This window comes from Brevibacillus brevis NBRC 100599 (assembly GCF_000010165.1).
In the GTDB taxonomy this organism is placed as follows: domain Bacteria; phylum Bacillota; class Bacilli; order Brevibacillales; family Brevibacillaceae; genus Brevibacillus; species Brevibacillus brevis_D.
On record NC_012491.1, the window covers coordinates 2,305,432 to 2,331,109 of the forward strand.

At 48.5% G+C, this 25,678-nt stretch carries 31 protein-coding genes; 14 read left to right on the forward strand and 17 right to left on the reverse strand.

The annotated features are described in order from the left end of the window. Positions 1–190: 190 nt before the first annotated feature. Complete coding sequence (locus tag BBR47_RS11345; RefSeq protein WP_012685912.1) at positions 191–910, reverse strand: 3-ketoacyl-ACP reductase; 720 nt, start codon at positions 908–910, stop codon at positions 191–193. 177 nt (positions 911–1,087) lie between these two features. Continuing rightward, complete coding sequence (locus BBR47_RS11350) at positions 1,088–2,608, reverse strand: carboxypeptidase M32 (protein ID WP_012685913.1); 1,521 nt, start codon at positions 2,606–2,608, stop codon at positions 1,088–1,090. A gap of 186 nt (positions 2,609–2,794) precedes the next feature. On the opposite strand from BBR47_RS11350, the gene BBR47_RS11355 reads away from it, so the two are divergent. Continuing rightward, a complete protein-coding gene (locus BBR47_RS11355) occupies positions 2,795–4,393 on the forward strand; it encodes a peptide chain release factor 3 (RefSeq protein WP_012685914.1) in 1,599 nt (532 codons plus the stop codon). Between the two features lie 94 nt (positions 4,394–4,487). On the opposite strand, the gene BBR47_RS11360 is transcribed toward BBR47_RS11355, so the two are convergent. The 3 genes from BBR47_RS11360 to BBR47_RS11370 are packed head-to-tail and all read right to left on the reverse strand — an operon-like array spanning position 4,488 to position 6,716. Further along, positions 4,488–5,027, reverse strand: a complete 540-nt coding sequence (locus BBR47_RS11360; RefSeq protein WP_012685915.1) for a GNAT family N-acetyltransferase — start codon at positions 5,025–5,027, stop codon at positions 4,488–4,490. Beyond that, complete coding sequence (locus BBR47_RS11365) at positions 5,028–6,116, reverse strand: M24 family metallopeptidase (RefSeq protein ID WP_012685916.1); 1,089 nt, start codon at positions 6,114–6,116, stop codon at positions 5,028–5,030. 48 nt (positions 6,117–6,164) lie between these two features. Continuing rightward, entirely contained in the window at positions 6,165–6,716 is a 552-nt protein-coding gene (locus BBR47_RS11370) for a helix-turn-helix domain-containing protein (RefSeq protein ID WP_012685917.1), read from the reverse strand. A gap of 170 nt (positions 6,717–6,886) precedes the next feature. Between BBR47_RS11370 and BBR47_RS11375 the strand changes: the two genes are divergently transcribed. Together BBR47_RS11375 and BBR47_RS11380 are read left to right on the forward strand one after the other, a co-directional pair. Next, positions 6,887–8,035 carry an MFS transporter gene (locus tag BBR47_RS11375; protein ID WP_012685918.1) on the forward strand — a complete coding sequence of 383 codons (1,149 nt, stop codon included), beginning with the start codon at positions 6,887–6,889 and terminating at the stop codon, positions 8,033–8,035. A 188-nt stretch (positions 8,036–8,223) separates the two neighbouring features. Beyond that, positions 8,224–9,207 carry an ABC transporter substrate-binding protein gene (locus BBR47_RS11380; protein WP_012685919.1) on the forward strand — a complete coding sequence of 328 codons (984 nt, stop codon included), beginning with the start codon at positions 8,224–8,226 and terminating at the stop codon, positions 9,205–9,207. A 56-nt stretch (positions 9,208–9,263) separates the two neighbouring features. On the opposite strand, the gene BBR47_RS11385 is transcribed toward BBR47_RS11380, so the two are convergent. From BBR47_RS11385 to BBR47_RS11405, 5 genes are all read right to left on the reverse strand, one after another. Then, positions 9,264–10,058, reverse strand: a complete 795-nt coding sequence (locus BBR47_RS11385; protein WP_012685920.1) for a DUF817 domain-containing protein — start codon at positions 10,056–10,058, stop codon at positions 9,264–9,266. 39 nt (positions 10,059–10,097) lie between these two features. Next, entirely contained in the window at positions 10,098–10,901 is an 804-nt protein-coding gene (locus BBR47_RS11390) for an alpha/beta hydrolase (RefSeq protein WP_012685921.1), read from the reverse strand. Continuing rightward, positions 10,898–11,899 carry an ABC transporter substrate-binding protein gene (locus BBR47_RS11395; protein WP_012685922.1) on the reverse strand — a complete coding sequence of 334 codons (1,002 nt, stop codon included), beginning with the start codon at positions 11,897–11,899 and terminating at the stop codon, positions 10,898–10,900. The genes BBR47_RS11390 and BBR47_RS11395 overlap by 4 nt, the downstream gene beginning before the upstream one ends. Before the next feature lie 46 nt (positions 11,900–11,945). Beyond that, positions 11,946–13,136 (reverse strand): helix-turn-helix domain-containing protein, encoded by a 1,191-nt coding sequence (locus tag BBR47_RS11400; RefSeq protein ID WP_012685923.1) that lies wholly within the window; start codon positions 13,134–13,136, stop codon positions 11,946–11,948. A gap of 152 nt (positions 13,137–13,288) precedes the next feature. Further along, positions 13,289–14,116, reverse strand: a complete 828-nt coding sequence (locus tag BBR47_RS11405; protein ID WP_012685924.1) for a sulfurtransferase — start codon at positions 14,114–14,116, stop codon at positions 13,289–13,291. A gap of 99 nt (positions 14,117–14,215) precedes the next feature. On the opposite strand from BBR47_RS11405, the gene BBR47_RS11410 reads away from it, so the two are divergent. Continuing rightward, on the forward strand, positions 14,216–14,815 hold the full coding sequence (locus BBR47_RS11410; RefSeq protein ID WP_012685926.1) for a DUF502 domain-containing protein: 600 nt from the start codon (positions 14,216–14,218) through the stop codon (positions 14,813–14,815). Positions 14,816–14,910: 95 nt separating this feature from the next. On the opposite strand, the gene BBR47_RS11415 is transcribed toward BBR47_RS11410, so the two are convergent. Both BBR47_RS11415 and BBR47_RS11420 read right to left on the reverse strand, forming a co-directional pair. Further along, entirely contained in the window at positions 14,911–15,153 is a 243-nt protein-coding gene (locus tag BBR47_RS11415) for a hypothetical protein (RefSeq protein ID WP_041749375.1), read from the reverse strand. A gap of 65 nt (positions 15,154–15,218) precedes the next feature. Further along, a complete protein-coding gene (locus BBR47_RS11420) occupies positions 15,219–15,662 on the reverse strand; it encodes a DUF2621 domain-containing protein (RefSeq protein ID WP_012685927.1) in 444 nt (147 codons plus the stop codon). 168 nt (positions 15,663–15,830) lie between these two features. Here BBR47_RS11420 and BBR47_RS11425 point away from each other — a divergent pair, with 168 nt between their 5' ends. The 3 genes from BBR47_RS11425 (at position 15,831) to BBR47_RS11435 (ending at position 17,671) form a co-directional block, all read left to right on the forward strand. Then, on the forward strand, positions 15,831–16,205 hold the full coding sequence (locus BBR47_RS11425; RefSeq protein WP_012685928.1) for a hypothetical protein: 375 nt from the start codon (positions 15,831–15,833) through the stop codon (positions 16,203–16,205). A 54-nt stretch (positions 16,206–16,259) separates the two neighbouring features. Then, entirely contained in the window at positions 16,260–17,219 is a 960-nt protein-coding gene (locus tag BBR47_RS11430; RefSeq protein ID WP_012685929.1) for a tetratricopeptide repeat protein, read from the forward strand. Positions 17,220–17,284: 65 nt separating this feature from the next. After that, the gene (locus BBR47_RS11435; protein WP_012685930.1) at positions 17,285–17,671 is read left to right on the forward strand and encodes a VOC family protein; all 387 of its coding nucleotides are present in this window, start codon (positions 17,285–17,287) and stop codon (positions 17,669–17,671) included. Positions 17,672–17,751: 80 nt separating this feature from the next. Here BBR47_RS11435 and BBR47_RS11440 read toward each other — a convergent pair whose 3' ends face one another. From BBR47_RS11440 to BBR47_RS11450, 3 genes are read right to left on the reverse strand one after another with little or no spacing between them, the layout of a single operon-like run. Next, on the reverse strand, positions 17,752–18,558 hold the full coding sequence (locus BBR47_RS11440; RefSeq protein ID WP_012685931.1) for an ABC transporter permease: 807 nt from the start codon (positions 18,556–18,558) through the stop codon (positions 17,752–17,754). After that, on the reverse strand, positions 18,539–19,342 hold the full coding sequence (locus BBR47_RS11445; RefSeq protein WP_012685932.1) for an ABC transporter ATP-binding protein: 804 nt from the start codon (positions 19,340–19,342) through the stop codon (positions 18,539–18,541). Before BBR47_RS11445 ends, BBR47_RS11440 begins: the two co-directional genes overlap by 20 nt. Positions 19,343–19,348: 6 nt before the next feature. Next, complete coding sequence (locus tag BBR47_RS11450; protein ID WP_012685933.1) at positions 19,349–20,341, reverse strand: ABC transporter substrate-binding protein; 993 nt, start codon at positions 20,339–20,341, stop codon at positions 19,349–19,351. A 126-nt stretch (positions 20,342–20,467) separates the two neighbouring features. On the opposite strand from BBR47_RS11450, the gene rnz reads away from it, so the two are divergent. From rnz to BBR47_RS30295, 4 genes are all read left to right on the forward strand, one after another. Beyond that, positions 20,468–21,424 (forward strand): ribonuclease Z, encoded by a 957-nt coding sequence (gene rnz, locus BBR47_RS11455; RefSeq protein WP_012685934.1) that lies wholly within the window; start codon positions 20,468–20,470, stop codon positions 21,422–21,424. A gap of 43 nt (positions 21,425–21,467) precedes the next feature. Continuing rightward, complete coding sequence (locus BBR47_RS11460; RefSeq protein ID WP_012685935.1) at positions 21,468–21,692, forward strand: hypothetical protein; 225 nt, start codon at positions 21,468–21,470, stop codon at positions 21,690–21,692. A gap of 30 nt (positions 21,693–21,722) precedes the next feature. Further along, positions 21,723–22,379 (forward strand): YczE/YyaS/YitT family protein, encoded by a 657-nt coding sequence (locus tag BBR47_RS11465; protein WP_012685936.1) that lies wholly within the window; start codon positions 21,723–21,725, stop codon positions 22,377–22,379. A 128-nt stretch (positions 22,380–22,507) separates the two neighbouring features. Next, a complete protein-coding gene (locus BBR47_RS30295; RefSeq protein ID WP_100169674.1) occupies positions 22,508–22,597 on the forward strand; it encodes a YjcZ family sporulation protein in 90 nt (29 codons plus the stop codon). Positions 22,598–22,706: 109 nt separating this feature from the next. On the opposite strand, the gene BBR47_RS11475 is transcribed toward BBR47_RS30295, so the two are convergent. Next, positions 22,707–22,979: a stage VI sporulation protein F gene (locus BBR47_RS11475; protein ID WP_012685940.1), complete on the reverse strand. Its 273-nt coding sequence runs from the start codon at positions 22,977–22,979 to the stop codon at positions 22,707–22,709. A 187-nt stretch (positions 22,980–23,166) separates the two neighbouring features. On the opposite strand from BBR47_RS11475, the gene BBR47_RS11480 reads away from it, so the two are divergent. Continuing rightward, positions 23,167–24,087: a S8 family peptidase gene (locus BBR47_RS11480; RefSeq protein ID WP_016739835.1), complete on the forward strand. Its 921-nt coding sequence runs from the start codon at positions 23,167–23,169 to the stop codon at positions 24,085–24,087. A gap of 70 nt (positions 24,088–24,157) precedes the next feature. Here BBR47_RS11480 and BBR47_RS11485 read toward each other — a convergent pair whose 3' ends face one another. Continuing rightward, positions 24,158–24,484, reverse strand: a complete 327-nt coding sequence (locus tag BBR47_RS11485; protein WP_012685942.1) for a hypothetical protein — start codon at positions 24,482–24,484, stop codon at positions 24,158–24,160. Between the two features lie 69 nt (positions 24,485–24,553). Between BBR47_RS11485 and BBR47_RS11490 the strand changes: the two genes are divergently transcribed. Together BBR47_RS11490 and BBR47_RS11495 are read left to right on the forward strand one after the other, a co-directional pair. Beyond that, a complete protein-coding gene (locus BBR47_RS11490; RefSeq protein ID WP_012685943.1) occupies positions 24,554–25,006 on the forward strand; it encodes a YaiI/YqxD family protein in 453 nt (150 codons plus the stop codon). Then, positions 25,003–25,671: a phosphatase PAP2 family protein gene (locus BBR47_RS11495; protein ID WP_012685944.1), complete on the forward strand. Its 669-nt coding sequence runs from the start codon at positions 25,003–25,005 to the stop codon at positions 25,669–25,671. Before BBR47_RS11490 ends, BBR47_RS11495 begins: the two co-directional genes overlap by 4 nt. Positions 25,672–25,678 lie beyond the last annotated feature (7 nt).

Below are 25,678 nucleotides of genomic sequence, written 5' to 3' on the forward strand. Positions count from 1 at the left end.
GTGGAAATGTTTTACATGTTCATCATACTCCAGTTGAGGGCAGTTTTGGTTGGGTAGGTGTGAATAAGGCGTGAAGAAATGGTGGATAGAAAGTGAACAAAAATGAAGCGGTTTCACAGGGCTTCGCAAAAAAGCGAAAAGAAATCCGCCTGTACGAGCGGACTCTTTTCGCTTTTTTGCCATGTCATTTCTATGGATTGGTGGACCACAGTCCAGCAGATTTCACAAAAATACGTTTGTTCAGCTTCAGCTGGCTAACCACGAACTCAGCAATATCCTCAGGCTGCATCGTATTCTCAGGATTTCCGTCTGTCAGACCCAAGTCCAAAGCCAAATCGGTAGCTACCGTACTCGGCGTCAGCGCCGTGACTCGGATGTTGTGTTTGCGTACCTCAAGAGCCAAAGACTCTGTCAGACCAAGAACGCCGAACTTGGATGCGCTGTACGCACTGGTAAGAGGAGCACCTTTTTGTCCTGCCGTGGAAGAAATGTTGATAATGTCACCGGCGTTTTGCTCCATCATGCCTGGAAGCACCGCGCGAGTCACGTAATAAACACCCATCAGGTTAACTTGGATGATTTGCTCCCATTCGCTTGTTTCCAGGTCCATGAACTTGCCGAATTTGGCAACGCCCGCATTATTGATCAGAATATCAATCTGACCCAGTTCATTTTTGATAGAAGCAACAGCTGTTGTGACAGCATCGTAATTGGATACGTCTGCGGTCGCAATTGCTACCTTGACGCCATATGCTTCTACTTCCTTGGCGACCTGCTTTAGATTTTCTTCAGAGCGAGCCAAGAGACCGAGATGCACGCCTTCCTTTGCCAGGGCGATTGCAATTGCGCGGCCAATACCTTTACCTGCACCCGTAATGAATGCGGTTTTACCTTTTAGTTCGATAGCCAAACGAAAAACACTCCTTTTTCAAGACAATAGGAATCTCATGTATATTGTGCAGTGTACTAGCATTTATCCCCGGAGGGAAGGATGCACTTTTATGTACGTAGGTTACGAAAGGTAACTATATAAAGGAAAATGTCCTCCCTGAGTAGGGAGAACATTGGATAGTAAGGGTAGAACTGCTTACAGCTTGTATACGTCTGTGTATTTTTTCTCGAGGTAATTCATCAAGTAAGTTGCATTTGTACCTTCGCCTGTAATCGCTTGAACGAGTTCACGAGGGCTCTTCATTTTACCGTACTGATGGATTTTTTCCTTGAGCCATTCACGGATCGGCGCGAAATCGCCTTTTGCGATCAGCTCTTCGTAACCGTTAATCTCATTCTCCATAACGTGGACGAATTGTGCCGCATACACATTACCCAGCGAGTAAGTCGGGAAGTAACCGATCATTCCGCCAGACCAGTGAACATCCTGAAGCACACCCAATGCATCTGTCGGTGGCTCAACACCCAAGTATTCTTTCATTTTTTCGTTCCAGATTTTTGGCAGATCAGCCACTTGAATGGTTTGATTGATCAAGCCTTTCTCGATCTCGTAGCGGATCATGACATGCAGGTTGTACGTCAACTCATCTGCCTCTGTCCGGATAAAGGAAGGAGTAACAGCGTTAACTGCACGATGCAGGTCTTCTACAGATACGCCTTCGAACTGGGTAGGGAACGCTTTTTGCAGGTCCGCGAAAAAGTGGTTCCAGAATGGCAGACTGCGTCCGACCATGTTTTCCCAGTAGCGGGATTGAGATTCGTGAATCCCCATGGAGGTACCATCGCACAGAGGCGTGAACAGCAGGTCTGGATTGATGTTCTGCTCGTACATCGCGTGGCCAGCCTCGTGAATACAACTAAAGAGCGCAGAATTGAAATCATTTTCAGCGTAGCGCGTCGTAATGCGGACATCTCCAGGGTTGAAGGTGGTGCAGAACGGATGCGCACTGCGATCCATGCGGCCAGACTTGAAGTCGTATCCGATTTTCTCGAGGATATAACGGCTGAATGCTTCCTGGTCTGCCACTGGGAAGTTTTTCGTCAAGAAGGAGGTGTCTGGCTTGTTCGGAGAGTCTGCGATCGCTTTTACCAGCTTGACGGTTTTCTCACGCAAGGTGGCGAAGATCGGATCGAGCTGATCGACAGTCATGCCAGGCTCGTACATGTCCAAGAGGGTGTTGTACTTGTTTTTGCCGTCATTCCCCCAATATTCGATGAACTCGAGCTGGAAGTTCACGATTTTCTCGAGGTATGGCTGGAACATGGAAAAGTCGTTGTTGGCACGAGCTTCTTCCCATACCGTTTCTGCCTTGGCTGTCAGTACAACGTACTCCTGATGTCTGTCAGCAGGAATTTTCTTGTTACGGTCAAATTCCTTTTTGCATTCCAGCACACTGTGACGGGTAATTTCATCCAATGTTTCGAGGACAGATGGCTCACTCAGCTCTGCCAAAAGCGCTTCCATTTCTTTAGACGTCGCCAGCTTGAATTGCTCGCCAGCCAAAGTCCCGATGATTTCCGAGCGGGCATCCATTCCATTGCGAGGCGCTTGTGTAGCCTTGTCCCAATAAAGAACGTTCAGTGCTTGCGTGTAGCTGGTTATTTTTTTCACATAGTCACGGAATTCTACCGCACGTGTTTCTACAGTCGTTGACATAGGGTTCCTCCCATAAATTTTTCATGTTCTGGTAATGGATAGGTAAGTCATGCAGTCAAAAAATTTTTACTACTGAATATTATATCGGTTTAACGAAAAATTACTAGGTGGATGCGGCAAGCATTTGTCGGTATAATCGTAGAGGAAACGAATGTGTTACTTATTTGCGATGACAGGAGAATGAAGATGAGTCAATCCAATCCCCAATGGGAAAATGAGATAGCAAAACGCCGTACCTTCGCCATCATCTCCCACCCGGATGCGGGTAAAACGACAATGACGGAAAAGCTGCTCTACTACGGCGGAGCCATCCGTGAAGCAGGGGTGGTCAAGGGGCGCAAAAATTCCAAGCATGCCACCTCCGACTGGATGGAGATCGAGAAAAAACGTGGAATCTCCGTTACGTCTAGTGCGATGGATTTCGAATACAACGGACACCACATCAACATTTTGGATACGCCTGGTCACCAGGACTTCAGTGAAGATACGTACCGCACGCTGACGGCTGCTGATGCTGCTGTGATGATTATCGACGTAGCAAAAGGGGTAGAGGCACAGACGATCAAGCTGTTCAAGGTCTGTCGCATGCGTGGTATTCCGATCTTTACGTTCGTGAACAAGCTGGACCGCCACGGTAAAGATCCATTCGAGCTCTTGGAAGAAATTGAGCGCGTATTGGGTATTCGTTCTTATCCGATGAACTGGCCGATTGGGATGGGAAGCTATTTCAGCGGCGTATTTGACCGTATGAAGTCCCGTGTCGAGCTGTACCAAAACAATACACAGCACGAAGAGATTTCCTTTTTCCCTGTAGAGGGAGCAGAAGATCCATTGATCGGTGATCGTGTCGGTCAAGAACTGTGGCAGCAATTGCAGGACGAAATCTCGCTGCTGGATGTTGCGGGAGATGAATACGATCCGGAACTGATCAACAAAGGGCAACTGACGCCTGTTTTCTTCGGAAGTGCCATCAATAACTTCGGTGTACAAACATTCCTGGATAACTTCCTGCAAATGGCGCCAGCACCTTCTGCGAAGAAGAGTACAGAAGGCTTGATTGATCCGTATACGAATGAGTTTTCCGGCTTCATCTTTAAAATCCAAGCCAATATGAACCCAGCTCACCGAGATCGGATCGCTTTCTTGCGTATTTGCTCCGGCAAGTTTGAGCGGGGGATGGCAGTCAAGCACGTCCGTCTTGGCAAAGACATCAAATTGGCGCAGCCGGTACAGTTTATGGCACAGGACCGCGAAATAGTCGATGAATCGTTCGCGGGAGATGTTATCGGTCTTTTCGACCCGGGCATTTTCCAGATCGGCGATACACTCTGCGTCGGAAAATCGTTTGAGTACGAAGAAATGCCGCACTTCTCGCCGGAGTTTTTCTCCAAGGTGATGGTGAAGGACGCGATGAAGCACAAGCAATTCCAAAAAGGGATCATGCAGTTGACCGAGGAAGGGACAGTGCAGTTATTCCGTACCCATCCGATGGAAGAGCTGATTCTTGGTGTCGTAGGTGTGCTGCAGTTCGAGGTACTGGAATACCGTTTGAAAGCCGAGTACGGGGTAGACATCATGCTGACTCGTATGCCGTATCAAATCGCTCGCTGGCTCGAAGGGGAGAAAGCAGACCTCGATGCTGTGAAGAACCGAACCGTTTCTGACCGTTATGGCCGTCCGGTTATGCTGTTTGAGAGCGAGTACCAGCTGCGTGTCGCGATGGATAAGTACTCGAATATCAAGTTCCACGACAGTTCACTTGGTTTGAAATCCGTACATTCTTAATTAAAAATGGAATGACAGGGCCTCCCGATCACGGTGAGGCCCTTTTTGTCCCTCCTGAGGAGGCAAATGTAGTAGTTTGGCTCAGGAGACGCAGTTAGAACTCGATTTCAAAAAACCTGACCGCCTCCGTAGCATTTGGAAGGGTGATCATCCCTTTTTCTTGCAGACCGATTTTCTTTAGAAGATTGGCAGAAGATGCATTATCGGGGTTGGTGATTGCTACGATACGCTTTAAGCCGAAAACTTCTTTTCCGTGGGCAAGAACGGCAGAGGCTGCCTCATAGGCGTAGCCTTTGCTCCAGTATGCGGGTAGTAAGGCAAAGCCGATATCGACATCCTCCAACGAATCTCTCTTGATCAGCCCACATAAACCAATCGGAACATTTCCTTCCTTCAGCTCTATCAAATACAGGCCAAAGCCATGCTTTTCATACATCGCGACAGCGCCATTCAAAATAAAGTTGCGGGCGTCTTCCGTCGTACGAAGACCACGATCGCCAATAAAACGGATCCAAGAAGGCTCATTCATCAGTTTCAAGACAAAATCAGCGTCTTCGGCAGTTTGCCAGCGGAGGATGAGACGATCTGTTTCCAGCACTTTCAAAGAAACGACACCAGCCTTTGCTTTTATCATTTATCCGATAATTTGCAGCTCTTTAGGAAAGGACGTCAATACTTCTACGCCTTCCTTCGTGACGAGCACATTGTCTTCAATGCGGATGCCACCGATCTGCGTGTTATAAATGCCCGGTTCAATCGTGAAAACCATGCCTGGGATGAGCTCTCCTGCTGCTTGGCTGTGAACGTAAGGCGCTTCATGGAGCTCCAGTCCGATTCCGTGCCCGACACGATTGATGAAAAACTCTCCATAGCCCCGGTCCGCAATGACAGCCCGTGCAGCTAGGTCAACATCTGCGATCGGTGCCCCTGGCCAAATGGCCTGTATCCCGGCCCGATTCGCTTGCAAGACCGTATCGTACATGTCCAGCAATTCTGTACCCAGTTTACCGACAGCAAAGGTACGAGTCAGGTCCGATACATACCCATCGACATACACGCCTGCGTCAATCAACAAAACTTCTCCTGCCTGAATCACCCGATCACCCGGGTCGCCATGGGGCAGTGCTGCTTTTTCTCCAGCCAACACAATCGTTGAAAAGGAAGGGCCTTGTGCTTTTAGCTTCTTCATCTGGTATTCCAGCTCTGCGACGACGTCCAGTTCCGTCATCCCTATGGATATCAGCGGGAGCGTACGGCGTAGAGATTCCTCCATGACCCAAATAGCCCGCTTGATCGTAGCGATTTCAGATGCATCCTTGGCCACGCGTATACTGCATAGCAAGTCACCGACATCCACTGCTTCTGTAGCGTTCACGATCGATACGAGTGCCTCGTATGTTTTCGCTGTCAAATGGTTCTTCTCTACACCAATGTGAGAGAGAGAAGCTGGCAGCAAATGCTTCAGCACGGTTAGCGCATCCTGTGAATCGTCATGCGTGTAAATCATAATGGCGGGACAAGCCTCCCGTGCTTTGTCAGCGTCCAGCAGTGGAACGAAGAGGAAGGGGGACTCGCCTCTCACTAAGACGAGGCCCATAAAACGTTCATGTGGCTCAGTCAAAAATCCGGTAAAATAGTACACATTTTTGGGATGCGTAATCAGCAATGCGTCCAGTTTCCTGCTTTCCATATACGCGTGCAGCTTTTCCAGTCTTTCTTGCATCCAGATCACCCTTTTTTATTGGTAGACATGCGGATGAGACACATTACGTTAGGTTCTAAAAATGACAGGTGTCAAAACGGACAGGATCTCGGCTTCTTCAACAGTGGAAGGATTGTACCACGTATGTAGGAGAGAGGAAGGGAAGTGGATCGTGTCTCCTTGCTCGAGATGGTATTCGGTTTCGTCGACGACGATGGTGACACATCCTTTTACGACGTAGTAAAACTCTTCACCGGGATGCTGAAAGGCGACATGCTTCGTCTGTCCGGGTGGTAATACGTTGAGGAGGGGCTCGAGTGCCCTGTCGGGGAAATTCCCACCGATTCGAATGTACTTTACCGGTGACCCTTCAATCTGCAACGTTTTACGCTTTGCAATGGGCGTGTGGTACGTGACATCTTTGTCTACTTCAAAGAAGTACGTAATGGGGACACCCAGGCATTCCGCAATTTTTTGCAGGGAAGTAATCGCGAGCGAGCTGTTGCCGCGCTCTACTTGTGATAAGAAGCTGACGGAGAATCCTGATTTCTCACTTAAATCCTTTAAAGTAAGCTCCTGCTGGATACGAAGCGCTCGTATTTTTTTGTAAACGTGCTCCAAAAAGTCACCTCCTGCTCAAAAAAAATTACGGTATTACAGTAAATATTACGGTAATACAAAAATAATTGCTATATTTATTCCGAATCTTCCTTCTTCTTTTTGTATCCTACTTGTACCATTCCCTTCATATACTGGGACAAAGACAGGCCGTTTGAGAGGAAGGGAATGCTTTGAGGGCTCTCTTGTTAGTGGTTTTGTTTCTTGTTGCCTTTGACATGCACGCGCAGACGCCTCTTCTTGCACCGTATTTAAACGTATTGGGTGTATCCGCTGCGATGATCGGCTTTGTGCTCGGTGGTTATGCGATCAGCAATTTGACAGGAAACCTGCTCGCTGGCCCTTTTCTTGATCGCTATCCGAAAAAATGGTTTATCGCAGGTGGATTGATTTTGGCTGGCGTGATGCTGATTGGTCAAGGCATCGTGCAAAATACTGCGGGCTTCTTTACCTTTCGGCTGATGCTCGGGTTTTTGATGGCGTTTGTATCTCCTGCTTGTTCTGCTTTGCTCGGAGAAACAGGGAAGACGGCACTTGAGCAGGGCGAGATCATGGGGAAAAAGGGATTGGTCCTTACCGCGGCAGGTATCGTATCCCCGGCAGTCGGTAGCTTTTTGGCGGTGCAGTTTGGCTATGGCCAATCCTTTGTGATTCTCGGCTACATGATGATGATTGCTGGCGTTTTCGCTTGGATGATGTTGCCCGAAAGAGTAGAGGGAAGCACGTCGTCTACGCCACGAAGCAAAGGTGAGGGAAAGCTGAGCCTAACTGCCATCCTGGAAAATCGAATGCTATATCCTGCGTTTCTTGGGGGATTTGCGATCATTTACGCACAAGGAACGATCATCTATGAAGTGCCTTTGCTCATTCAAAAACAAGGGATGTCCCCCGCCGTTACTGGCATATTATTCAGCTTGAAAGGGTTGGGGGCGCTTGCGATTTTGTGCCAGTTTTGGCTGCATCGGGTCCCCGTTGAGACGAGAACGTTTGCTGGATTGGGTGTGCTCAGCCTTCTTCTGTACGCTCTGGCAATCGGGCTGGCTATTCCGATTCACGTCATGATGTTTTTCTTCGGTGCGTGCTTTGGGATGCTGTTCCCAGCTTTCGCGACCATTTTGACGGTACATACACCGAGAGAGCAATACGGTAGCGTGTTTAGTATTTACTCAGCGATATTGTCGATCGGAGCGGTATTGAGCCCAGTATTGGCAGGCTTGCTGGGGAATTGGCACCATTCCTACTTCATTGCGTTTTTTGTAACCGCGGGTGTCTGCCTGATCGGGGGCCTGCATCGATTCTTGTTAAGTGGGGTTCCACGCTAAGAGAATAAGGACTTTCTGCTTAGGGAGCAGGAGGTCTTTTTTTGTTTCCATAAAACAAAAAGTTGAGCATCTTGCCATAATCGGCTATAATACCCATTGTGATTATGATTATTATTCTCAATAGAAATGCATTCGAGTTGGCAATTTTTCGCTGCTTGAAGGCATGACGCAGATGGAGGAACGAACCGATGAAGAAAACAGCCAAACTTTCGATAGCCAGTGTCGTATTGGCAAGCCTCGTTACAATCGTGAGCGCTTGCTCTGGCCAGCCGAACGCAGCGAGTCCAGAGACACAAGCCAGCAATAGCCAGACCGCGACACCAGCGGCTGAAGCCCCACGGGTACTGAAGGATGCGATGGGAAATGAAGTAACAGTCCCAGCTCAACCACAGCGCGTGATCGCTTCTTATCTGGAGGATCATTTAGTAGCATTGGGAGTGAAGCCAGTTGCTCAATGGTCAGTAGGGAACAACCAGGTACAAGGCTACCTGCAAAAAGAGCTGGGGGGTATTCCAGCGATTCCTTATGATCTGCCGCCAGAGGTCGTGATGAGCCACAGCCCTGACCTGATTATTTTGGAAAGCGCGACCCTAATCGAAGGGGACAAGTATAGCCAGTACTCGAAAATCGCTCCTACTTACACCATTGGAAAAGAGAAGAACAGCGATTGGCGTAAAGAGCTTCTCACAATAGGAGAAGTCCTCAACAAGGGGGAAGAGGCGAAGAAGGTGCTGGCGGATTACGAGACATTTGCAGCCAAGTCCAAGCAAAAGCTGCAGAAAGAGATTGGGGAAAAATCAGCGGCAGCACTGTGGATAACGGGGAAAAATGTGTACGTAGCACGCCAGGACTTGTCTAGCGGCGATGTGCTTTACAAGGACCTCGGGTTTAAGGTTCCTGCCATCGTTCAGGAAATCTCCAAGTCAGGAGATGCAAACTGGAACGCGATTTCCATGGAGAAATTGGCTGAACTCGATGCCGAGTATTTGTTTATCGTAAACAGTAATCCGACTGCTGTGGAACAGCTTCAAAAGGATCCAGTATGGACGAATATCCCTGCTGTGAAGAATGGCAATGCGTATACGTTTGCGAAAGATTCCAGCTGGCTTTACACTGGGGTCATTGCCAATCGTCAAATGATTGAGAATGTACTCAGCAACGTTATGAAATAAAGAAGAGAAAGCCTATCCACCCCTTGACGTTTCGTACGAAAGAGTGGATAGGCTTTTTACATGTGTTTCTTGCTATCTTGGGATTGGGATCTTCTGGATTTTACATGCTTCAACTCCGCCACGATAATAAAGCTCACGATGACGAGCAAAAACCACGAGCTGATTTTACTGAGATGCACGAGCTCCCAGCCTGCTCTTTGATTCGGATAATTCCAAGCGCCAAGAAACGTCGCTATATTTTCCGCAATCCAAATGAAAAAGCCGATCAAAAAGTAACCAAGAGGGATGGGCATGAAAAGCCGCTCGTTCGCGACGGTAAAATAAACACGTGTTTTCCAGAAGACAATGAAAATAGCTGCCATCAGAACCCAACGCAAATCCCCAATATAATGATGGGTGAAAAAGTTCAGATAGATCATTGCGCCCAAAATGGTGGCGATAATCTGATTCGGCCAGCCAGAGAGAGAAACCTCTAGGCGACGCCACGCTTGACATAAGTAGCTCGCGACACTAGCGTACATAAACCCACTGTACAGAGGAACGCCAAACACCTTGCTGTACGCATCCTCTGGATAGCTCCAAGATCCCATATGTACCTTGAATATTTCCAAGCACAGCCCGATCACGTGAAAGACTGTGATGACCTTCAATTCGTCCCGAGACTCCAAGCCGCTTTTCACCATGAAAATCTGGAAGAGCAGGCAGAGCAACAGCAGGAGGTCATACCTCGGCAAACCAGGAATGGTGATGAATTTGGATAAGGCGAGCGAACCAAAAATAAAGACCGGAAACAAGCAAGACATGGCTTCTTGATAGCCGAAATGAAGCAATAGACGCATATATCGTATCATTTGTCTGTCCTTTACGTTTACGAAAGTAGTTTCAGAGGGCTAATCCGCAAGCACAAACCGCACAAGTCTATTAATAGCGGAAGGCAGCACGCTTACGTGGCCCTCATCTTCGAATTTGATGTAGCTCACTTGAACACCGTTGGTAGCGAGTGGTTCCATGCGCTCGACGACCCGTTGTGCACCCTCGACCATGAAGGTGAGCTCATCGCCGCCAACAATGACAAGCAGCCTTAGTTCATGATCGCCTTTCCATTCGGCGATGAAGCGTTCCTGCTCTCTCAATACCTCGTCATTGCCCCACCAGACGGAAGGGCTGCCTGAAACGACGTGTGAGAAAAGCTTCGGGCGCGAGAACATCGTATACAGGGTGAAATGACCGCCCAAGGAGTGGCCGAAAATCGCCTGTTTATTCGGATTTACCTGCCATTCGGAAGAAATAGCTGGCAGCAGCTGCTGTTCAAGGAAATCGAGGAACAAATCAGCTCCACCATGCTCGGGCCAAGGCTGCCCATTCGGTCGGTCAGGAAGTGTAGCTGCGTCCACAGACATGGTCAGATCGTAACAACGGCGGTCCATGTCAAATGGTAGTCGTGAGGGATAGCCGATTCCTACAACAATGGCTGGGTTGTAGCCCTTGGGCTTGCGGGTTTGCAACTTCACTGTCTCGGCAATCGTTCCGAACATCGCATCGCCATCCACGGCATAAATAACGGCATACCCCTCAGGGGGGGCCTCAGCTTCCGGAATCGCAATCATAATCCGATAGTCACGACCATGGCTTGATTGCAGTGTCCACTCCACACAATTATGAGGGGAGTAGCTGTTTTTCTCTATCATTCTCATTTTGCAATCAATCCTTTCACATCGTCAATGACTTTCCTATGAGCGATCAGGCCGCCACTTAACCAGTGATCTCCCTCTACTTTAAACGTACGACCGTTCTTCACTGCCTGCATGCTTTTCCAAACAGGACTCTCTGTTAATTCTTTCTCGAACGCATCCCCCGTACCAGCGTCGTTGATCAGGAAAATATAATCCGCATCCAGATCGGGTAAGCTCTCTAGTGATAAATGGATGTCACCGCCCGATACAACCTGGCTCGGCAAAAAGCCTAGTTCATTGTTAAGTACATATCCACTGAAGAAATCGTACTTGATGAAGAACATCCCTCTGCCATTGAAGCGAATGATCGCTGCTTTTTTGCCTTGGATATGAGGGGCCAGCTCCTTTTTGGCTGCCTCGACATGCTCCTTATATGTCTGCAAAGCTTTTTCAGCTTCCGCCGACTTGCCTAACAGATCGCCAATCACTCGTACGGAAGAATCCAGATCAGCATTTGCTTGCTTGAATACATACGTCGGCGCAATCATCTTATATTTATCGTACACGCCGCTCTCGATATGGTTGGCATTGTGCAAGAGGATGAGGTCTGGTTCATGGGCCATAACCGCTTCCGGCTCTGGAGGCAATCCGCCTGTGAAGGCAATGGACGGCACATCTTTTAGTTGATCTTGCAAATACATTTTCGGTCTTGAGCCAGATGACCACTGCACGACCGGAGCAACGCCCAGTGCGACCAAAGTATCTTCCAGATTGGGAGCGAATATTTTGGCAGGTGCGGCAGGTAATGTCACCTCGTTACCCATTTCATCTTTTAGTACCCGCGGGTAGGCAGGCTGATCAGAAGAGCTCTTTGTCGATCCTGCGACATTCCCAGTCGTGGACGAATCGACCTTCTGCGCTACTGCCTCACTGTTTGCATGGTTCCCGCAGCCTGCTGCCAGTCCCGCAACGAGCATCGTCGTGGTCAGCATCAGCGCAAGGCTAGTTTTCTTTGTCATAAAAGTGGAATCCCCTTTCGATGATAATGTTTCTCACTGGGAAACATTATAATTCACCCAAGAAAGGGGCTCCATGGACAACACCTTGAATGGCATTTGGACTTTTCCCCGTTATCATCAGCACGATCTCATCCAGCATTCGGTTCATGGCAACCGGTGAATACTCGTACCACGGGTTGGAGGGCAAGGAGTAGAGATAGCCATGTTGAACAGCGCGAAGTCCTCTCCAAAGCGGATGATGCTGGAGACTCAGCCAGCTTAGGCGTGTCGACTCATCCAGACAAACGAACAACAGGATTCGCTCCGGGTCATAGCTTGCGAGCTGTTCGAGCGTGATTGGCCGATTGCAAGGTTCCGTTTCCTGTTCCACAAGAGAAAGCTGCAAATCATCGCACAAAAGCTCCTTCATTCCCTTGTTGTTGTAGAGATGGATGCCATCCCGATAGAGTCGAATGATCGCAAATTTATCTTGCTTGAGCACGGATTGCAGATCTGCGCGAACGGTAGCCGCTTTTGCTTCATAAAAAGCGATCCAGGAGTCACAAGCTGCTTCTTTGCCCGTGTAGCTGGCAACTTCACGTAATTGCTCTCTCCAGCCAGAAGATTGGAGAGTGAAGACGTCTATGCCATGTGCGGACAAGCGTTGACTGTTAGTCTCGGGAAGCTCTATGTGGCTAATGACAACATCCGGCTTGGCAGAAAGAAGCGTGATTTCCTGATTGTCATCGTTCCACGGTGTTTCGATTGCTTTTAAATGAACCGCGATCTGTTGCTGATACTGCTGATAGTAATAGGGGGTCCACTTCGCATCCAGGGGAGCAGCGACTGGGATTATCCCTAGTACGACTAGATGTCCCAGCAGGGTAGGGGAGTAGACGGCAACTTTGCGCTGGGATGCTCTTTCATACGCGGAAGGGGATACACCCACTTCCTTCTTGAACTTCCGACTAAAGTAAAACTCATCGCTATACCCGATTGTTTTCGCAATATCCCGCAGCTTCATATCTGTCTCGCGTAACAATCGCTTGGCATGATTGATACGCAGACTCGTCACATAGTCCATGACACTTTGTCCGTAAGCCTTCTTGAACGAATCGCCAAAATAGCTCGGACTCAAGTTCGCCATCGCTGCCAACGTAGTTACGTTTAACGGGCGATCGAAGTTACAGATCATGTATGAGCGAACCTCGCTGAGTGACATTTGGCGACTAGGCTCGTATTCTTCGTTATGCTTCATGAATCCATCCACCTTTTCAGGCACGTGTACATGTTTTTGATAATGATAATTATTATCTATGAATGGTGACGAAAATGATAGAGGAAGAAAAAAATAAGGCGACCGCTCCCTAGTATCGTAGGGAAGCGATCGCCGCCATTCCAATTATGGAATTACTCTTCGCCGGTAGCTACCGGATTATCCGGATACGAGCTCCAGTCACTCCAACTGCCCAAATACAATTTCACATTGGTTCGACCAGCAGCGTGGAAAGCGAGCAAATTAGAGCAAGCCGTCACGCCTGAACCGCAATAGACGATCAATTCTTTATCAGCGTAAGGAGCGAGACGCTTTTGCAGCTCGTCTGTCGGAAGCATCGTCTGATCAGCGCCGAGGTTGTCCTTGTAAAAGAAATTGTGCGCCCCGGGGATGTGACCTGCTTTTGCGTCGATCGGTTCGTTCTCGCCGCGGTAGCGTTCTGGCGCACGAGAATCGAGCAATACAGTGTGCTCGCTGCGCTTTTTGACACCTTCCATGTCAACCAGCATGTCGTGACGGACATGGGGGACGAACTGACGAGCTTGTACAGTAGGTACTTCTGCTGTTACCTCATAGCCAGCCTTTTTCCAAGCAGCGTATCCGCCGTCAAGTACAGCTACCCGATCATGACCAAGATATCGCAGCAGCCACCATAGCCGTCCTGCCATTGCCATTTCCTGATCATCGTAGGCGATGACAGTGGTGTTGGCATCGATTCCCGCATTTGAAAAATGGGCAGCCAGCAGATCCGTATCTGGTAGAGGATGACGTCCACCATGCTCGCTTTTGGAGCCAGAAAGGTCACGGTTTAGATGAAAGTAGAGGGCTCCCGGGATGTGATCGTTCTTGTATTCCTCTGCACCTGCTTCAGAAGCACTTAAAGCAAAACGACAATCGACGATCACCAAATTTTCATCGTTCAGATGATCCTTGAGCCATTGAGGTGTGACAAGTGCTTGCATGAATCTCCCTACTTTCTCTTTTTTCCTTCATCATAGCAGATGGCAATCCAATCAGGTACAATAATTACGGTATTGTGATTAGGAGAGAGGAGGAGAGAGATGAAGCGTTTCATTCGCTATTTTTTTGAGGGGTTATTGTTTGTCATTCCTTTGGCAGTGACGCTTTATATTTTGTATTGGATTTTCACGAGCGTGGACAACTGGTTCTATCTGCTGGTCCATAGGTGGTTTAATCTCCAAATTCCAGGACTGGGTGTCCTCTTGACCATACTTGGCATCACGATTATCGGTTTCCTTGCATCCAACGTTCTGACACGCGGAGTGCTTTCGCTCGTATCCACCATCTTCGAGAAAGTGCCGTTTATCAAACTCATTTATACGTCAATCAAGGATTTGATCGGAGCGTTTGTAGGGGAGAAGAAGAGTTTTGACAAGCCGGTGCTCGTGACGCTATCCAAGGATGGAAATGCAAAGGCCATTGGGTTTATTACAAAGGAAAGCCTCGATTCTTTCGGTCTCACAGACCACGTAGCAGTTTATCTGCCGCAGTCGTACAATTTTGCAGGAAATCTCCTGTTGTTTCCGAGTGATCAGGTACAGCTTCTAGATACGGAAAGCTCAGAAGTCATGGCATTTCTGGTATCAGGTGGGGTATCCGGAGGGCAGCAAAACGTAACTAAAAAAAGTAGCGATGCTTAAAATCATACAAACCTCCAACCCCACTAAGCTTGTGGTTTTGGAGGTTTGTTGCAAGACACCCAAACGAATTGGAGTGCCTTCTCATTTCATTAACGTTAGCTACTAAAAAATCCACTATGGCTGGAATATTTGCGACGATAGTGACGATGCCCGTATGTTCGATGCCCCATCTTCCATGAGGGCCTATGTCGGTAATCACTGCTGCTGTATTTGTGATAGCCACGTCCGGTCATTTTCCATAAGAACCGGGCGCCTTTCTTAAAGAGCACCGCCACGATGACAATCGCAACGATCAAAATAACGAAACCGATTCCCAAAATCGTGAGTAGGACTGACATCCACATCTTCTCCTTGCCAAAAAGGTCTTACCATTTTCTACGGACGACTCCACAGGGAGTTTCAATTATCCCTCGGCATTCAAATATTTCTCATAGGGCGTATAATCGATTTCTTTGGATTTCAGGTGGGCGATGAGCCATTTGTGGTCACGCTTGGGAGTTGCTACGATGTACCCCTTTACAATCAAATCTGTTGTAATGGTGGTTGCTTTCTCTTCCAGCGCGATCTGGCCGATTTTCGCTGCGATGGATCGTCTTGCAACATCACGAAACAATTGTGGCACAGGATCAACCAGTTCATTGAGCAAGGTCAAACCCTCATCTGTCCAGAGCGCCCGTGTCTGATCAATGTAATGGTCCTGCCAATCCAAGTCGGATTTTCCGTCTTGCTTGGGCATGGACTTGAGAAATTTGCGGAACATGAAATACCCGCCAATCGCCATCAGACTTACAAGAACGATGGTCCAGCCAACGATAAACAGGGAAAACCCTGTAGACATTTCACCCATACCTTGTACACCTCATTACCAATATCCATTCATTAGTAAAAATTGTACCTTATTTTGGTTCGGGCAACAAACTTTTTGTGCGTTTTCCTATCCTTGGGGGTTTGCTCTTCCCAAGAACACATACAATTTAGTATGATTAGAATTAATCTTTATTGGGAGTTGACGCTCATGTTCAAGCTTGGACAACGCGTCGTCATTGTTGCCGACTCCTTCGAGCAAGGTTTGCCTTTGGGTGAATACGGTTACCTGATTGCTCGTGACCGCAATCCGGACAGCGCATTTTCTTGGGTTTTACGCATTCCAAAAATTGATAAGCATATCGCCGTTGTAGAAGAGGATATTGCCTTGGAGGAGCAATTGCTGGAAGAAGAAGCTAATCGCATCTCGCATGAGGCATTACTTGACTTTGCATTGGCGACAAGGAACGAAGCACTGTTTCGACAACTGATGGGCATGGAAGATGCAGAAGAGGCAAATGACGAACCCGCGAAGGAATCAATGGAGGAATTTATCCGTAAAGTAAATATCAAAGCATGGATCTAATTGGCGATACAAGCATTTGAAACTTTTGTGAGGAAATGAAAGCGAGGCTGTTTCATGTCTGAATTTGTGACGTTTACCAATGAGTTTGGTCAAACCATCGATATGTCCCGAGAGGATTACCAGAAAAAAATAATTCCGCAAAATCTGGATAAGTACTGGGATGAAAAAGATAAGCTTCGCGATTTTGCGATGGAGTTGGTGAAGGGTCAATTTCACGAGCAAGCGGCCGTTGCTGCCGACAGGCTTCTCGAATTATACGGGCCAATTGAGTCTGCTCTCATTTTCCGTGCAGTCGTTCATATGCAGGCGAGAGAGTTTGAAAGCGCTAAAAAAATCCTGACAGATTGTCTGGAACGATTCCCGTCATCGGGTACAGCTTGCACCAATTTGGCAAAAATCTTCGCGTTTGAGGGAGATGAGCCAAAAGCGTTCGAGACCCTACATACAGGTTTGCACAAAGACCCGAATCAAGAAAATGGCTTGAACATGTTTGTCGAGAGCTTCATGCAAAGAGGGAAAAAGGATGAGCTGAAAGGGCAACTGGAGGCGCTGGCAAGTAAAGAAGGCGCTTGGAGACCACAGCTTCAACTGGCTCGTATTGCCTTGACGGAGGAGGACCTCCTGAATGCGATGAAGTGGTACACGGTAGCGATTGAAGGAGCGAAGGACCGCTTTGAGGTCGTGATGACTGTGACTGGAGAATTGGGACAAGCAGGATATGTCTATCAATTGATTCAGATTTGTGAAAAGTTCTGGACGCCGCACTTCCCGTATCCGTATGCGGGCTTCAACTATGCCAACGCTCTGCTGGCGACCGATCAAATGGAAAAGGCAATTGACATCCTTCGAAACATGCAAGAGCATTTGCCAGATAACTACAAGCCAATGATCGACCACTTCCTGAATCGAGTACCTGGAGCACTCGAAGTGGAAGCAGCGACCAAACAGAAAGTCGTCGAGAGCCAAATGGACGATCCGATGACGAAAAAGAGCAAGTGGAAGTTTTGGAAGTAAGTGGATAGATAGAGCGCCCGGCATTTCGCTGTCGGGCGTTTTTTTGTAAGAAGGGGGACTGTGCTTTGCTGCATCATCTGGAAGTGTATGTGTCCAATCTGGCGCGCTCCAAAGATTTTTGGGGTTGGTTGCTGGAGGGTGAGCTGGGTTATACGCGGTATCAGGAATGGGCCAGCGGGGTAAGTTGGAAACAGAATGGCACCTATCTGGTATTCGTCCAGGCAGAAGTGCGATTCCTCGACATTCCGTATCATCGTTGTCGAGTCGGTTTGAATCATCTGGCATTTTACGCACGGGATCGAGAACATGTGGAAAAGCTACGGGAGGAAGCTGCTCGTCGCGGTATCTCCTTACTTTATCAGGAGCGGCATCCCCATGCTGGAGGAGAGGGACATTATGCTTTGTTTTTCGAGGACCCAGATAGAATAAAGGTCGAGATCGTGGCTCCCTAACCTCCTTGGAACATATTAGTCCATGAAAAAACGGTGCAATCATCCCCGGTTGATGGTTGGCACCGTTTTTTAGAAGCCATCTATTTGAACTGGCTGGTGAGCCGCCGCTCTATATAGGCTACGCCTTGATACATCAGCGTAGCGATGACCGCGATAATGGCTAAGCTCATCATGACCAGGGTGAAATTAAACACTTGGAAGCCGTATATGATCAAATACCCCAAGCCTTGCTGGGATACGAGAAACTCTCCGACGATAACACCTACCCACGAAAGGCCGACATTCACTTTCAGTGTTGCGAGAAGGGTTGGGATGGTAGCGGGCAAAATGACGAGCGTGAAGATTTGCCGTTTGCTCCCTCCGAGTGTTTGCACGACTTTGACGTAATTTTGATTGACTTCCTTGAAGCTGGTGTAGACGTTGATCGTGGTGATAATAACCGAGATCGCGCATCCCATGGCTATGACAGAGAGCAATCCTGGACCAAAGCCGACGATGAAAACCGGACCGAGCGCTACCTTTGGCATACTATTGGCTATTACCAGGTAAGGCTCTAGTACGCGGGAGAGAAAAGGGGACCACCATATGATCGTAGCCATGACGGTTCCTAGAATGGTTCCTAAGAGAAAGCCGATAATCGTTTCCCATACGGTTAAGCCGACATGCGGGAGAAGACTGCCATCTTGCAGCTGCAACCAAAATTGAGCCCAAATTTTGGTGGGATAGCTGAAGATGAGCGCATTAATGGTATTGGTTCGAGCCAATAGCTCCCATAAGCCGAGAAATACGAGAAAGAGGAACAGTTGTGTGGCAAAGACGGAAAAGCTCATTCGCTTTTCTAGCTGCAAGTAGCGGCGGTGGACGGATTCAATTTCCTTTGGCTGCATCAGACACTACCTCCATCTCTTTCCACACGCGATGGAACAAGTCTTGGAATCCATCATGATTTCTGGCGTCGAATGGCAGAGCTTCCCGGATCGGGCTGGGTACGACAATTTCGCTGTTGATGCGTCCTGGGTTGCGTGAAAAGATATAGACGCGATCGCCCATCGCAATCGATTCGGAGAGATCATGTGTCACAAGGACTGCCGTTTTTTTATGCCGACGCAGTGTTGAAAAGATCAAGTCTTCGAGCTTGAGTTTCGTCTGGTAGTCCAATGCCGAAAATGGTTCGTCAAGCAACAGCACATCAGGTTGACAGGCGAGTGTTCGGACGAGGGCAACCCGTTGCCGCATGCCACCCGACAGCTGCAAGGGAGAGAATTTGCGCACATCGGACAGCTCCATTTCATCCAGCAGATGCAGGGCGTACTCTTCTGTTTCCTTGGTACGGATGCCTTGGATATCGAGTCCGAGAAACACGTTGTCTTCGATGGAGCGCCAGTTGAACAAATAATCTTGCTGGAGCATGTAGCCAACTTGCCTGGACGTTCCGTTGACTTTTCTTCCGTCGATCCATACCTTGCCTGCTGTCGGCTTCTCAAGCCCTGCAATGAGGGAGAGCAGCGTCGTCTTTCCGCAACCGCTGGGACCAACCAGACAAATGAATTCGCCTTCCTCCACGCGCAGGTTAATGTCTTGGACCGCCATGAACGCCCTGGTCGTGGATAAATAAAGATGGGTCACGTGGCCGAGTTCTATTTTTGCCGGCGTAGAAGAAATCTGCTTCATGAGGGCCTATTTCCCTTCTTTGGATTGGATAGCAAAAGTGGTGTTTACCAGCTTGTTATATTCAGCGCGTTGCTTTAATTCACCAGCGGAATCCATGATATCCTGTAGCTGGTTCCATTCCTTTTCGTCCAGAATGGGATCTGTGGCATAGGACCCCTGTTCCAAGTAACGCTGTACAGCGGTTTCCAGAATCTTTGGATCGATTTGCTCGAAGTACTTGCCTATCACATCAGCCGTTTCTTTTGCACTGTGGCTGGCAACCCACTGTTGCCCTTTGTAGACCGCATTGGTAAACTTTTGGATAGCTGCTGCGTTGCTGTCGATATAGCTTTGTTTTGTCATGAAGACCGTGTAAGGAACCGTTCCGCTCTCTTTGCCAAAAGAGGCGACGACATGGCCGATTCCTTCTTGTTCAAAGCGGGAGGCTTCCGGCTCAAACAGCTGTACATACGCTCCGGTACCAGATGCGAAGGAAGACGCAATATTTTTGAATTCGATATTCTGAATGAGTTCCAGGTCGCCTTGCGGATTGATATTGTGCTTTTTGAGTACATACTCTCCAACCATTTGCGGCATGCCGCCTTTCCGTTGCCCCAAGAAGACACTGCCCTTTAGCTTGTCGAAAGTAAAGTCATCCATTTTGGTGCGGGAGACGAGGAAGGTACCGTCTGTCTGAGTAAGCTGCGCAAAATTGACAACGGGATCGGCAGCTCCTTGCTGAGAGACGTAGATGCTGGTCTCGGAGCCGACAAGCGCGACCTCGATGCCGCCAGATAACAGAGCTGACATCACTTTATCTCCGCCGGGTATGGTGGAGAGCTCCACTTCCAGCCCTTCTTCCTTGAAAAATCCTTTTTCAAGTGCGACATATTGCGGGGCGTAAAACAAAGAACGAGTCACTTCACCAATTCTTATTTTTTCAGGAGTGCTGGAGCAGCCAGTCAAAACGGCCGTCATAGCGAAAAAAGCGGCCAGCCCCAGCGCCAAAAATCGTTTCATGATTAGGAGTCCCTCCTTGCTAGGCTTTGTATGTTGTAGGCTATGCGCCCAGACAAAAAAGGGTGAATGCCTAGAGATAGAGACAGGCACATAATGAGGGAAGGCCACAAAGGAGATGGATATAGCGTGATCGTTACATTTTTAGGCACCGGATCAGGTGCACCCACTACGCGAAGAAACGTGAGTGGGATCGGCTTGCGATTTTTACAGGCAGGAAAGTGGTGGTTGTTTGACTGCGGAGAGGGGACGCAGCACCAGCTACTGCGTGCCCCGATGAAAATTAGTCAATTGGATAAAATCTTTATCACTCATCTGCATGGGGACCATCTGTACGGACTGATCGGACTGCTTGCGAGTCGATCTTTGCGCAATACCGAACCGACTCCGTTAGAGCTGTACGGACCACCAGGGCTGGACCGATATTTTCGAGGTATCATGGAGGCAAGTCCGGTTCATTTGCAATATCCATTAGAAATAAAGATCGTCAGTGAGGGCGTAATCTACGAGGACGAAGAGATCGTGGTGAGCTGTCGAATGGCGAAACATCGCGTGCCTTCGTTTGCTTATGCCGTGATGGAAAAGGAAAAGACAGGAGCATTTCAAGTAGAGCGGGCAAAGCAGGCTGGTGTGCCGTCAGGGCCGTTATTTGGAGCGTTGAAGAGAGGAGAACAGGTCACACTCGAGGATGGTCGTGTTCTGGATGGAAAGGACTTCGTTGGAGAGCCGCAGCCAGGACGCAAAATCGTCTTCAGTGGAGATACAGAGCCGAGCCAAGCGGTTTTGGAGCTGGCTAAAGGGGCGGATTTGCTCGTCCATGAAGCGACCTACGCCCATCACGACAAGGAGCTGGCGACCAGAAGCGGACATTCCACAGCACGCGAGGCGGCTCAAATTGCCAAAGAGGCGGGCGTAAAAGAATTGTGTCTGACTCACTTCAGTCCACGTTATGAAGATGAAGACGGAGATTTTTCGATGGAGGATCTGTTGGCAGAGGCGCAGCAAATCTTCCCTGCTACCCAATTGGCTGATGATCTCGGCAGCATTTCTGTAAAGCGAGAGAGAAGCGATGGGAGAAAGCCATAAACCTTGCTATAATGAATGATCACGATCGAGGAGGTGGGGGAGCATGAAGCGGATTACTTTTACTACACCAGAAGAACTCATTCAACATTGTCAGTCGGAAGCAGTCAGCCTCGTCGTCGAATATCGAGACGATGTGAACAAGCAGCGCCAGGTCATTTTGACGGGAGAGCAGCTTGCAGAGGCACAGACCTACCTGAACTTCTCCAAATCCGAAGCGTATTACCGGAAGGACGGACTTTTTTACGAAGTCATTGCAGGCTGGAAGTAAAACACACACATCGTCAGGAGATGAGTAGTCGTGACTGGCAGAGGGTTTAACCGGTCGATCGCAGTTCGCTACATGATGTTTGTCCTTGGCTTGTTTGTTGGTGCATTCGGTACAGTACTGGCCATTAAAGCAAATCTAGGCGTAGCCCCTTGGGAAACCTTTCACATCGGCCTGCAAAAAACATTTGGATTAACGATTGGTCTATGGTCTCAGATCGTAGGAGTCGTTGTCATTTTCGCCACGTATTTGGTGGCAAAAATCAAACCCAATTTTGGAATGTTCTTAAATATGGTTTGCTTTGGCGTTTTTCTCGATCTTATCTTATGGTCGGATTTTATTCCTGAGGTGCAATCAATCTGGGCGAGAGTCTTGATGTTTCTCGCAGGTGTTGTTGTTTTGGCTGTCGGAATCGGGATGTATTTGTCTCCTTCTCTGGGAGCGGGTCCGCGCGACAGCTTCATGCTGGCGATGAACGAGCGTCTTGGCTGGAGTATTCAGCGAGTCCGCCTCATCATAGAAGTAACCGTCCTGCTTGCAGGCGCTGCTTTGGGCGGACCTGTGTCAATTGGCACGATCCTAATAGCGCTGTTAACGGGACCAATGATTCAACGGACGATTCCGTTTTGGCGTCAAATTATGAAAAAACCGTACGGTCTGCCAGAGCCAGTTGAAAGACAAGCGAGCTAATCTCCACTCCATTTGCCAGTACCTGTGTAAAAATACGGGAAAAACCGTTTTGTATAGGCGAAGGTCCAATCATCCTTGAGCATTCGCACATACAGTATGACTAGTTGCTGGCAAAGGAGGGAAAGCGAATGAGTCTGTTCAACGGAGGATTTGACGACTTTGCTTTAATACTGGTGTTGTTCGTATTGCTCGTTATCGTAGCTTGCTCTTGCGACTAACGAAAACACTAGGAAGCTTCGCCAAGAGGGAGAGCGATTTTTCGCTCTCTCTTTTGTTTTGCAAAAAAAGCTTCGCCATATAGAGGCGAAGCCAAGGGGGAGACCTATCTTATCCGAGGCGATCGTGAACTTGTTTTTTTACACTGGACATTTGCTGGTCGGATAATTTGACACCGACCGCCTTGCTGACTTTTTTAATCAGCTCGCTTAATTTCTTGTCGTCCCTCAAGTCTTTCATGGAGAAGTCTTTTGCCAGCGATCGGACATCGCCCATCGTCCATTTTTTCTTGCTTTTCTTGTTGATGGATTTCAATAAATCACGTGGATTGCCCTTCGCCTTGAGCTTGACTTTTGCCCCTGCTTTTCCTTTTGCTTTTGCCATGATGCAACGCTCCTTTCACAAGAATACGTCTGCCCTATGCAGTTATATGGAAAAGCAAGGGGGTTCGCTTGGACAGATTCACGTCGTTATTCGCCTATTTTGCTTAACGTTGTGCAATGGCCCAAACCCATAGGGGGAGCCGTGACATAGGATGAGTCAGAACGATGCATGACAGGAGGCTAGTGGGTTGAAAATTGTCAGCTTTCATCGGGATACGCCGTTTACCGAGATACTGTCAGATTTGAAAACCAAGGTTCTGACGAAAACCGAGAGACTTCCATGGCGATGCTATGATGACCTTTCTTGCTTGTGTGTCAAACAAAAGATTTTTGAGCAGCATGAGGAGCTTTTTCGAAGGTACAAAGCGATGGTGGAGGAGAACATTACCGTAAGCGTCCATGCGGAAGGGGAGGATGAAATCCCGTGGGGCGTGCGATATGTCGGGGCACAGAGATTGTGGCGCAAGGGGCGTGGAGCAGGCGTCAAGGTCGCTGTCATCGATACGGGAATCTCCCGCGATCATTTTGATTTGAAGGATCAAATAAAGGGCGGCATCCAGCTTGTCCGCGGCAAACAAAATGGACACGGTACGCATGTCGCAGGGATCATCGTAGCTGAGATGAACCAAAGAGGAATTGTCGGAGTGTCTCCAGAGGCCCATTTGTATGACGTCCGTGCTTTTGATTATGATGGCCAATCATCCTTGTCGACCATTTTGCAGGCCCTGCAATGGTCGATTGCCAATAAGATGGATGTGATCAACATGAGCTTTGGTATGCCCCAATATAGCGAAGCAATGGCAAGAGCAGTTGGTCGGGCCCATCAACAAGGAATCGTACTGGTAGCTTCGGCAGGTAACGGAGGGGGAGAAGCGGAGTATCCAGCGCGGTACGATGGTGTCTTAGGGGTTAGTGCGATTGATCAAACGGGAAAATTGGCATCGTTCAGTGCGAGAGGCAAGGGTGTAAATATGAAGGCACCTGGAGTTGATATTCTGTCTACGTGGCCGGGAAATCAGTTTAAAAAGCTGAATGGTACCTCGATGGCTGCGCCACATGTAGCAGGGCTGAAGGCGCTAGAAATTGGTCGCAAGCGAAAAAGAGCATAGCGATCCTACGAAAAAAAACAGCTCCGAGGCTAGAAATGAAGCCAAGGAGCTGTTGCTTTTTACAAACGAATTATTGATGGATTTTGGTGTCATGGTCTTGCTGGACACGGAACCATATATTAAGATCGTTAATAACACTGGCCAATTCGTGGATCTCGCTGTTTAATTCGCAAGATCTGACGAAATTTTCTTCTTCGGACATTTGGTTGGTTTTCTCAACGATAACCTTCTCTACCCGGTGTATTTGATCTGGAATGGACGCGCGGATTTCTTCCCATTCTAGCAACATGTCCGCTCTTTCTACAGTCGAATAATCTTCCCATTCCAGATGCAGCACGGGAAGCCGTATACCTAGCCGTTCATCATGGATAAATTGATAGCGCAAAGGTGAACTCACTCCTCTCCACCTCCATCATACCAAAAATGAATCCGTACGGGGAGAGAAATACACACGAAAGGAGCAACAATGTCAAAAGGACGTGTTCTTATCGATGCGGATGCTTGTCCGCGCCAGGCACTCTTAACTGCCCAAGCATTGTGCAAGGAGCTCGACTGGATCTGTCTGACCTTTGCCAGTTATAATCATCAAATTGGCAACGCAAATCATGTGACGGTAGATGCCGGCCCACAAGCGGTAGATATGAAGCTCGCGAATGAAACGAGTTCAGGGGATGTCGTGGTGACGCAAGATATTGGTTTGGCGGCGCTCATTCTCGGGAAGAGGGCCCATGCCCTGACACCACACGGGATGGTTTTTGACCCAGAACGGATTGCGTTTCATTTGGAAGAACGAAATGAAAAAGCGAGATATCGGCGCGGAGGAGGTCGTACGAAGGGGCCTGCCGCTCGCACGCGTGAAGACGATCAGCGATTTGCGGAGTCCTTGCGCTTTTTGATGGAAAGAGGAGATCAACAATGAATCCGACAACGAGAAAAAATAGATATGTAGGCGGGGCACTTATATTTGCAGTACTTGCTACGATCATGTTTGCCCTCTATGCAGCGGGGAAAGTGGCCGGTATGGATCAAGCTGCCATTGCATTTGCGGAGTCGATTCGCTCGGATATTGGGACTGCTTTTTTTCGATGGGTAACCAATCTAGGCGGAGGCATGTTCCTTGTACCAGTAGCGGTGATTATAATCGCTGTCCTATACATAAAGAAATATCGTGTGGAGGCAATGTTTGTTCTCATTTCCCTCGGTGTCAGTGAAGTTGCAAATGAGATCTTAAAGCTGTTCTTTGCCAGACCTAGACCGAGTGGCGTCAATCTGATTGAGCTGCCGGAGTCCTTTTCGTTTCCGAGCGGTCATGCGATGATTGGACCAGCCTTTTATTGCATGGTCGCATTTTGGATTGCCCAATGGTTTGCGGAGAAAAGATGGTCGTCGCTCGTGCAGCCTGCGGTTTTTATATTTGTAGCATTGCTCGCGTTCAGCCGTGTGTATTTGGGCGTTCATTATTTGAGTGATGTGCTTACCGGCTTTTTCCTATCGATGTGCTGGTACTTTCTCCTTCGTCTTGGCTATGAAGAAAGGATGGGGAGACGAAGCACAGTCGTCGACCCCGTACCTCATTCCAGATAATCATGAA

Excerpts from the sequence above, each read along its gene's own strand:
- BBR47_RS11350 (WP_012685913.1), bottom strand. The coding sequence starts at position 2,608 with ATGTCAACGACTGTAGAAACACGTGCGGTAGAATTCCGTGACTATGTG.
- BBR47_RS11355 (WP_012685914.1), top strand. The coding sequence starts at position 2,795 with ATGAGTCAATCCAATCCCCAATGGGAAAATGAGATAGCAAAACGCCGT.
- BBR47_RS11360 (WP_012685915.1), bottom strand. The coding sequence starts at position 5,027 with ATGATAAAAGCAAAGGCTGGTGTCGTTTCTTTGAAAGTGCTGGAAACA.
- BBR47_RS11365 (WP_012685916.1), bottom strand. The coding sequence starts at position 6,116 with ATGCAAGAAAGACTGGAAAAGCTGCACGCGTATATGGAAAGCAGGAAA.
- BBR47_RS11380 (WP_012685919.1), top strand. The coding sequence starts at position 8,224 with ATGAAGAAAACAGCCAAACTTTCGATAGCCAGTGTCGTATTGGCAAGC.
- BBR47_RS11385 (WP_012685920.1), bottom strand. The coding sequence starts at position 10,058 with ATGATACGATATATGCGTCTATTGCTTCATTTCGGCTATCAAGAAGCC.
- BBR47_RS11390 (WP_012685921.1), bottom strand. The coding sequence starts at position 10,901 with ATGAGAATGATAGAGAAAAACAGCTACTCCCCTCATAATTGTGTGGAG.
- BBR47_RS11395 (WP_012685922.1), bottom strand. The coding sequence starts at position 11,899 with ATGACAAAGAAAACTAGCCTTGCGCTGATGCTGACCACGACGATGCTC.
- BBR47_RS11400 (WP_012685923.1), bottom strand. The coding sequence starts at position 13,136 with ATGAAGCATAACGAAGAATACGAGCCTAGTCGCCAAATGTCACTCAGC.
- BBR47_RS11405 (WP_012685924.1), bottom strand. The coding sequence starts at position 14,116 with ATGCAAGCACTTGTCACACCTCAATGGCTCAAGGATCATCTGAACGAT.
- BBR47_RS11410 (WP_012685926.1), top strand. The coding sequence starts at position 14,216 with ATGAAGCGTTTCATTCGCTATTTTTTTGAGGGGTTATTGTTTGTCATT.
- BBR47_RS11415 (WP_041749375.1), bottom strand. The coding sequence starts at position 15,153 with ATGTCAGTCCTACTCACGATTTTGGGAATCGGTTTCGTTATTTTGATC.
- BBR47_RS11420 (WP_012685927.1), bottom strand. The coding sequence starts at position 15,662 with ATGGGTGAAATGTCTACAGGGTTTTCCCTGTTTATCGTTGGCTGGACC.
- BBR47_RS11425 (WP_012685928.1), top strand. The coding sequence starts at position 15,831 with ATGTTCAAGCTTGGACAACGCGTCGTCATTGTTGCCGACTCCTTCGAG.
- BBR47_RS11430 (WP_012685929.1), top strand. The coding sequence starts at position 16,260 with ATGTCTGAATTTGTGACGTTTACCAATGAGTTTGGTCAAACCATCGAT.
- BBR47_RS11440 (WP_012685931.1), bottom strand. The coding sequence starts at position 18,558 with ATGCAGCCAAAGGAAATTGAATCCGTCCACCGCCGCTACTTGCAGCTA.
- BBR47_RS11445 (WP_012685932.1), bottom strand. The coding sequence starts at position 19,342 with ATGAAGCAGATTTCTTCTACGCCGGCAAAAATAGAACTCGGCCACGTG.
- BBR47_RS11450 (WP_012685933.1), bottom strand. The coding sequence starts at position 20,341 with ATGAAACGATTTTTGGCGCTGGGGCTGGCCGCTTTTTTCGCTATGACG.
- BBR47_RS11460 (WP_012685935.1), top strand. The coding sequence starts at position 21,468 with ATGAAGCGGATTACTTTTACTACACCAGAAGAACTCATTCAACATTGT.
- BBR47_RS30295 (WP_100169674.1), top strand. The coding sequence starts at position 22,508 with ATGAGTCTGTTCAACGGAGGATTTGACGACTTTGCTTTAATACTGGTG.
- BBR47_RS11475 (WP_012685940.1), bottom strand. The coding sequence starts at position 22,979 with ATGGCAAAAGCAAAAGGAAAAGCAGGGGCAAAAGTCAAGCTCAAGGCG.
- BBR47_RS11490 (WP_012685943.1), top strand. The coding sequence starts at position 24,554 with ATGTCAAAAGGACGTGTTCTTATCGATGCGGATGCTTGTCCGCGCCAG.
- BBR47_RS11495 (WP_012685944.1), top strand. The coding sequence starts at position 25,003 with ATGAATCCGACAACGAGAAAAAATAGATATGTAGGCGGGGCACTTATA.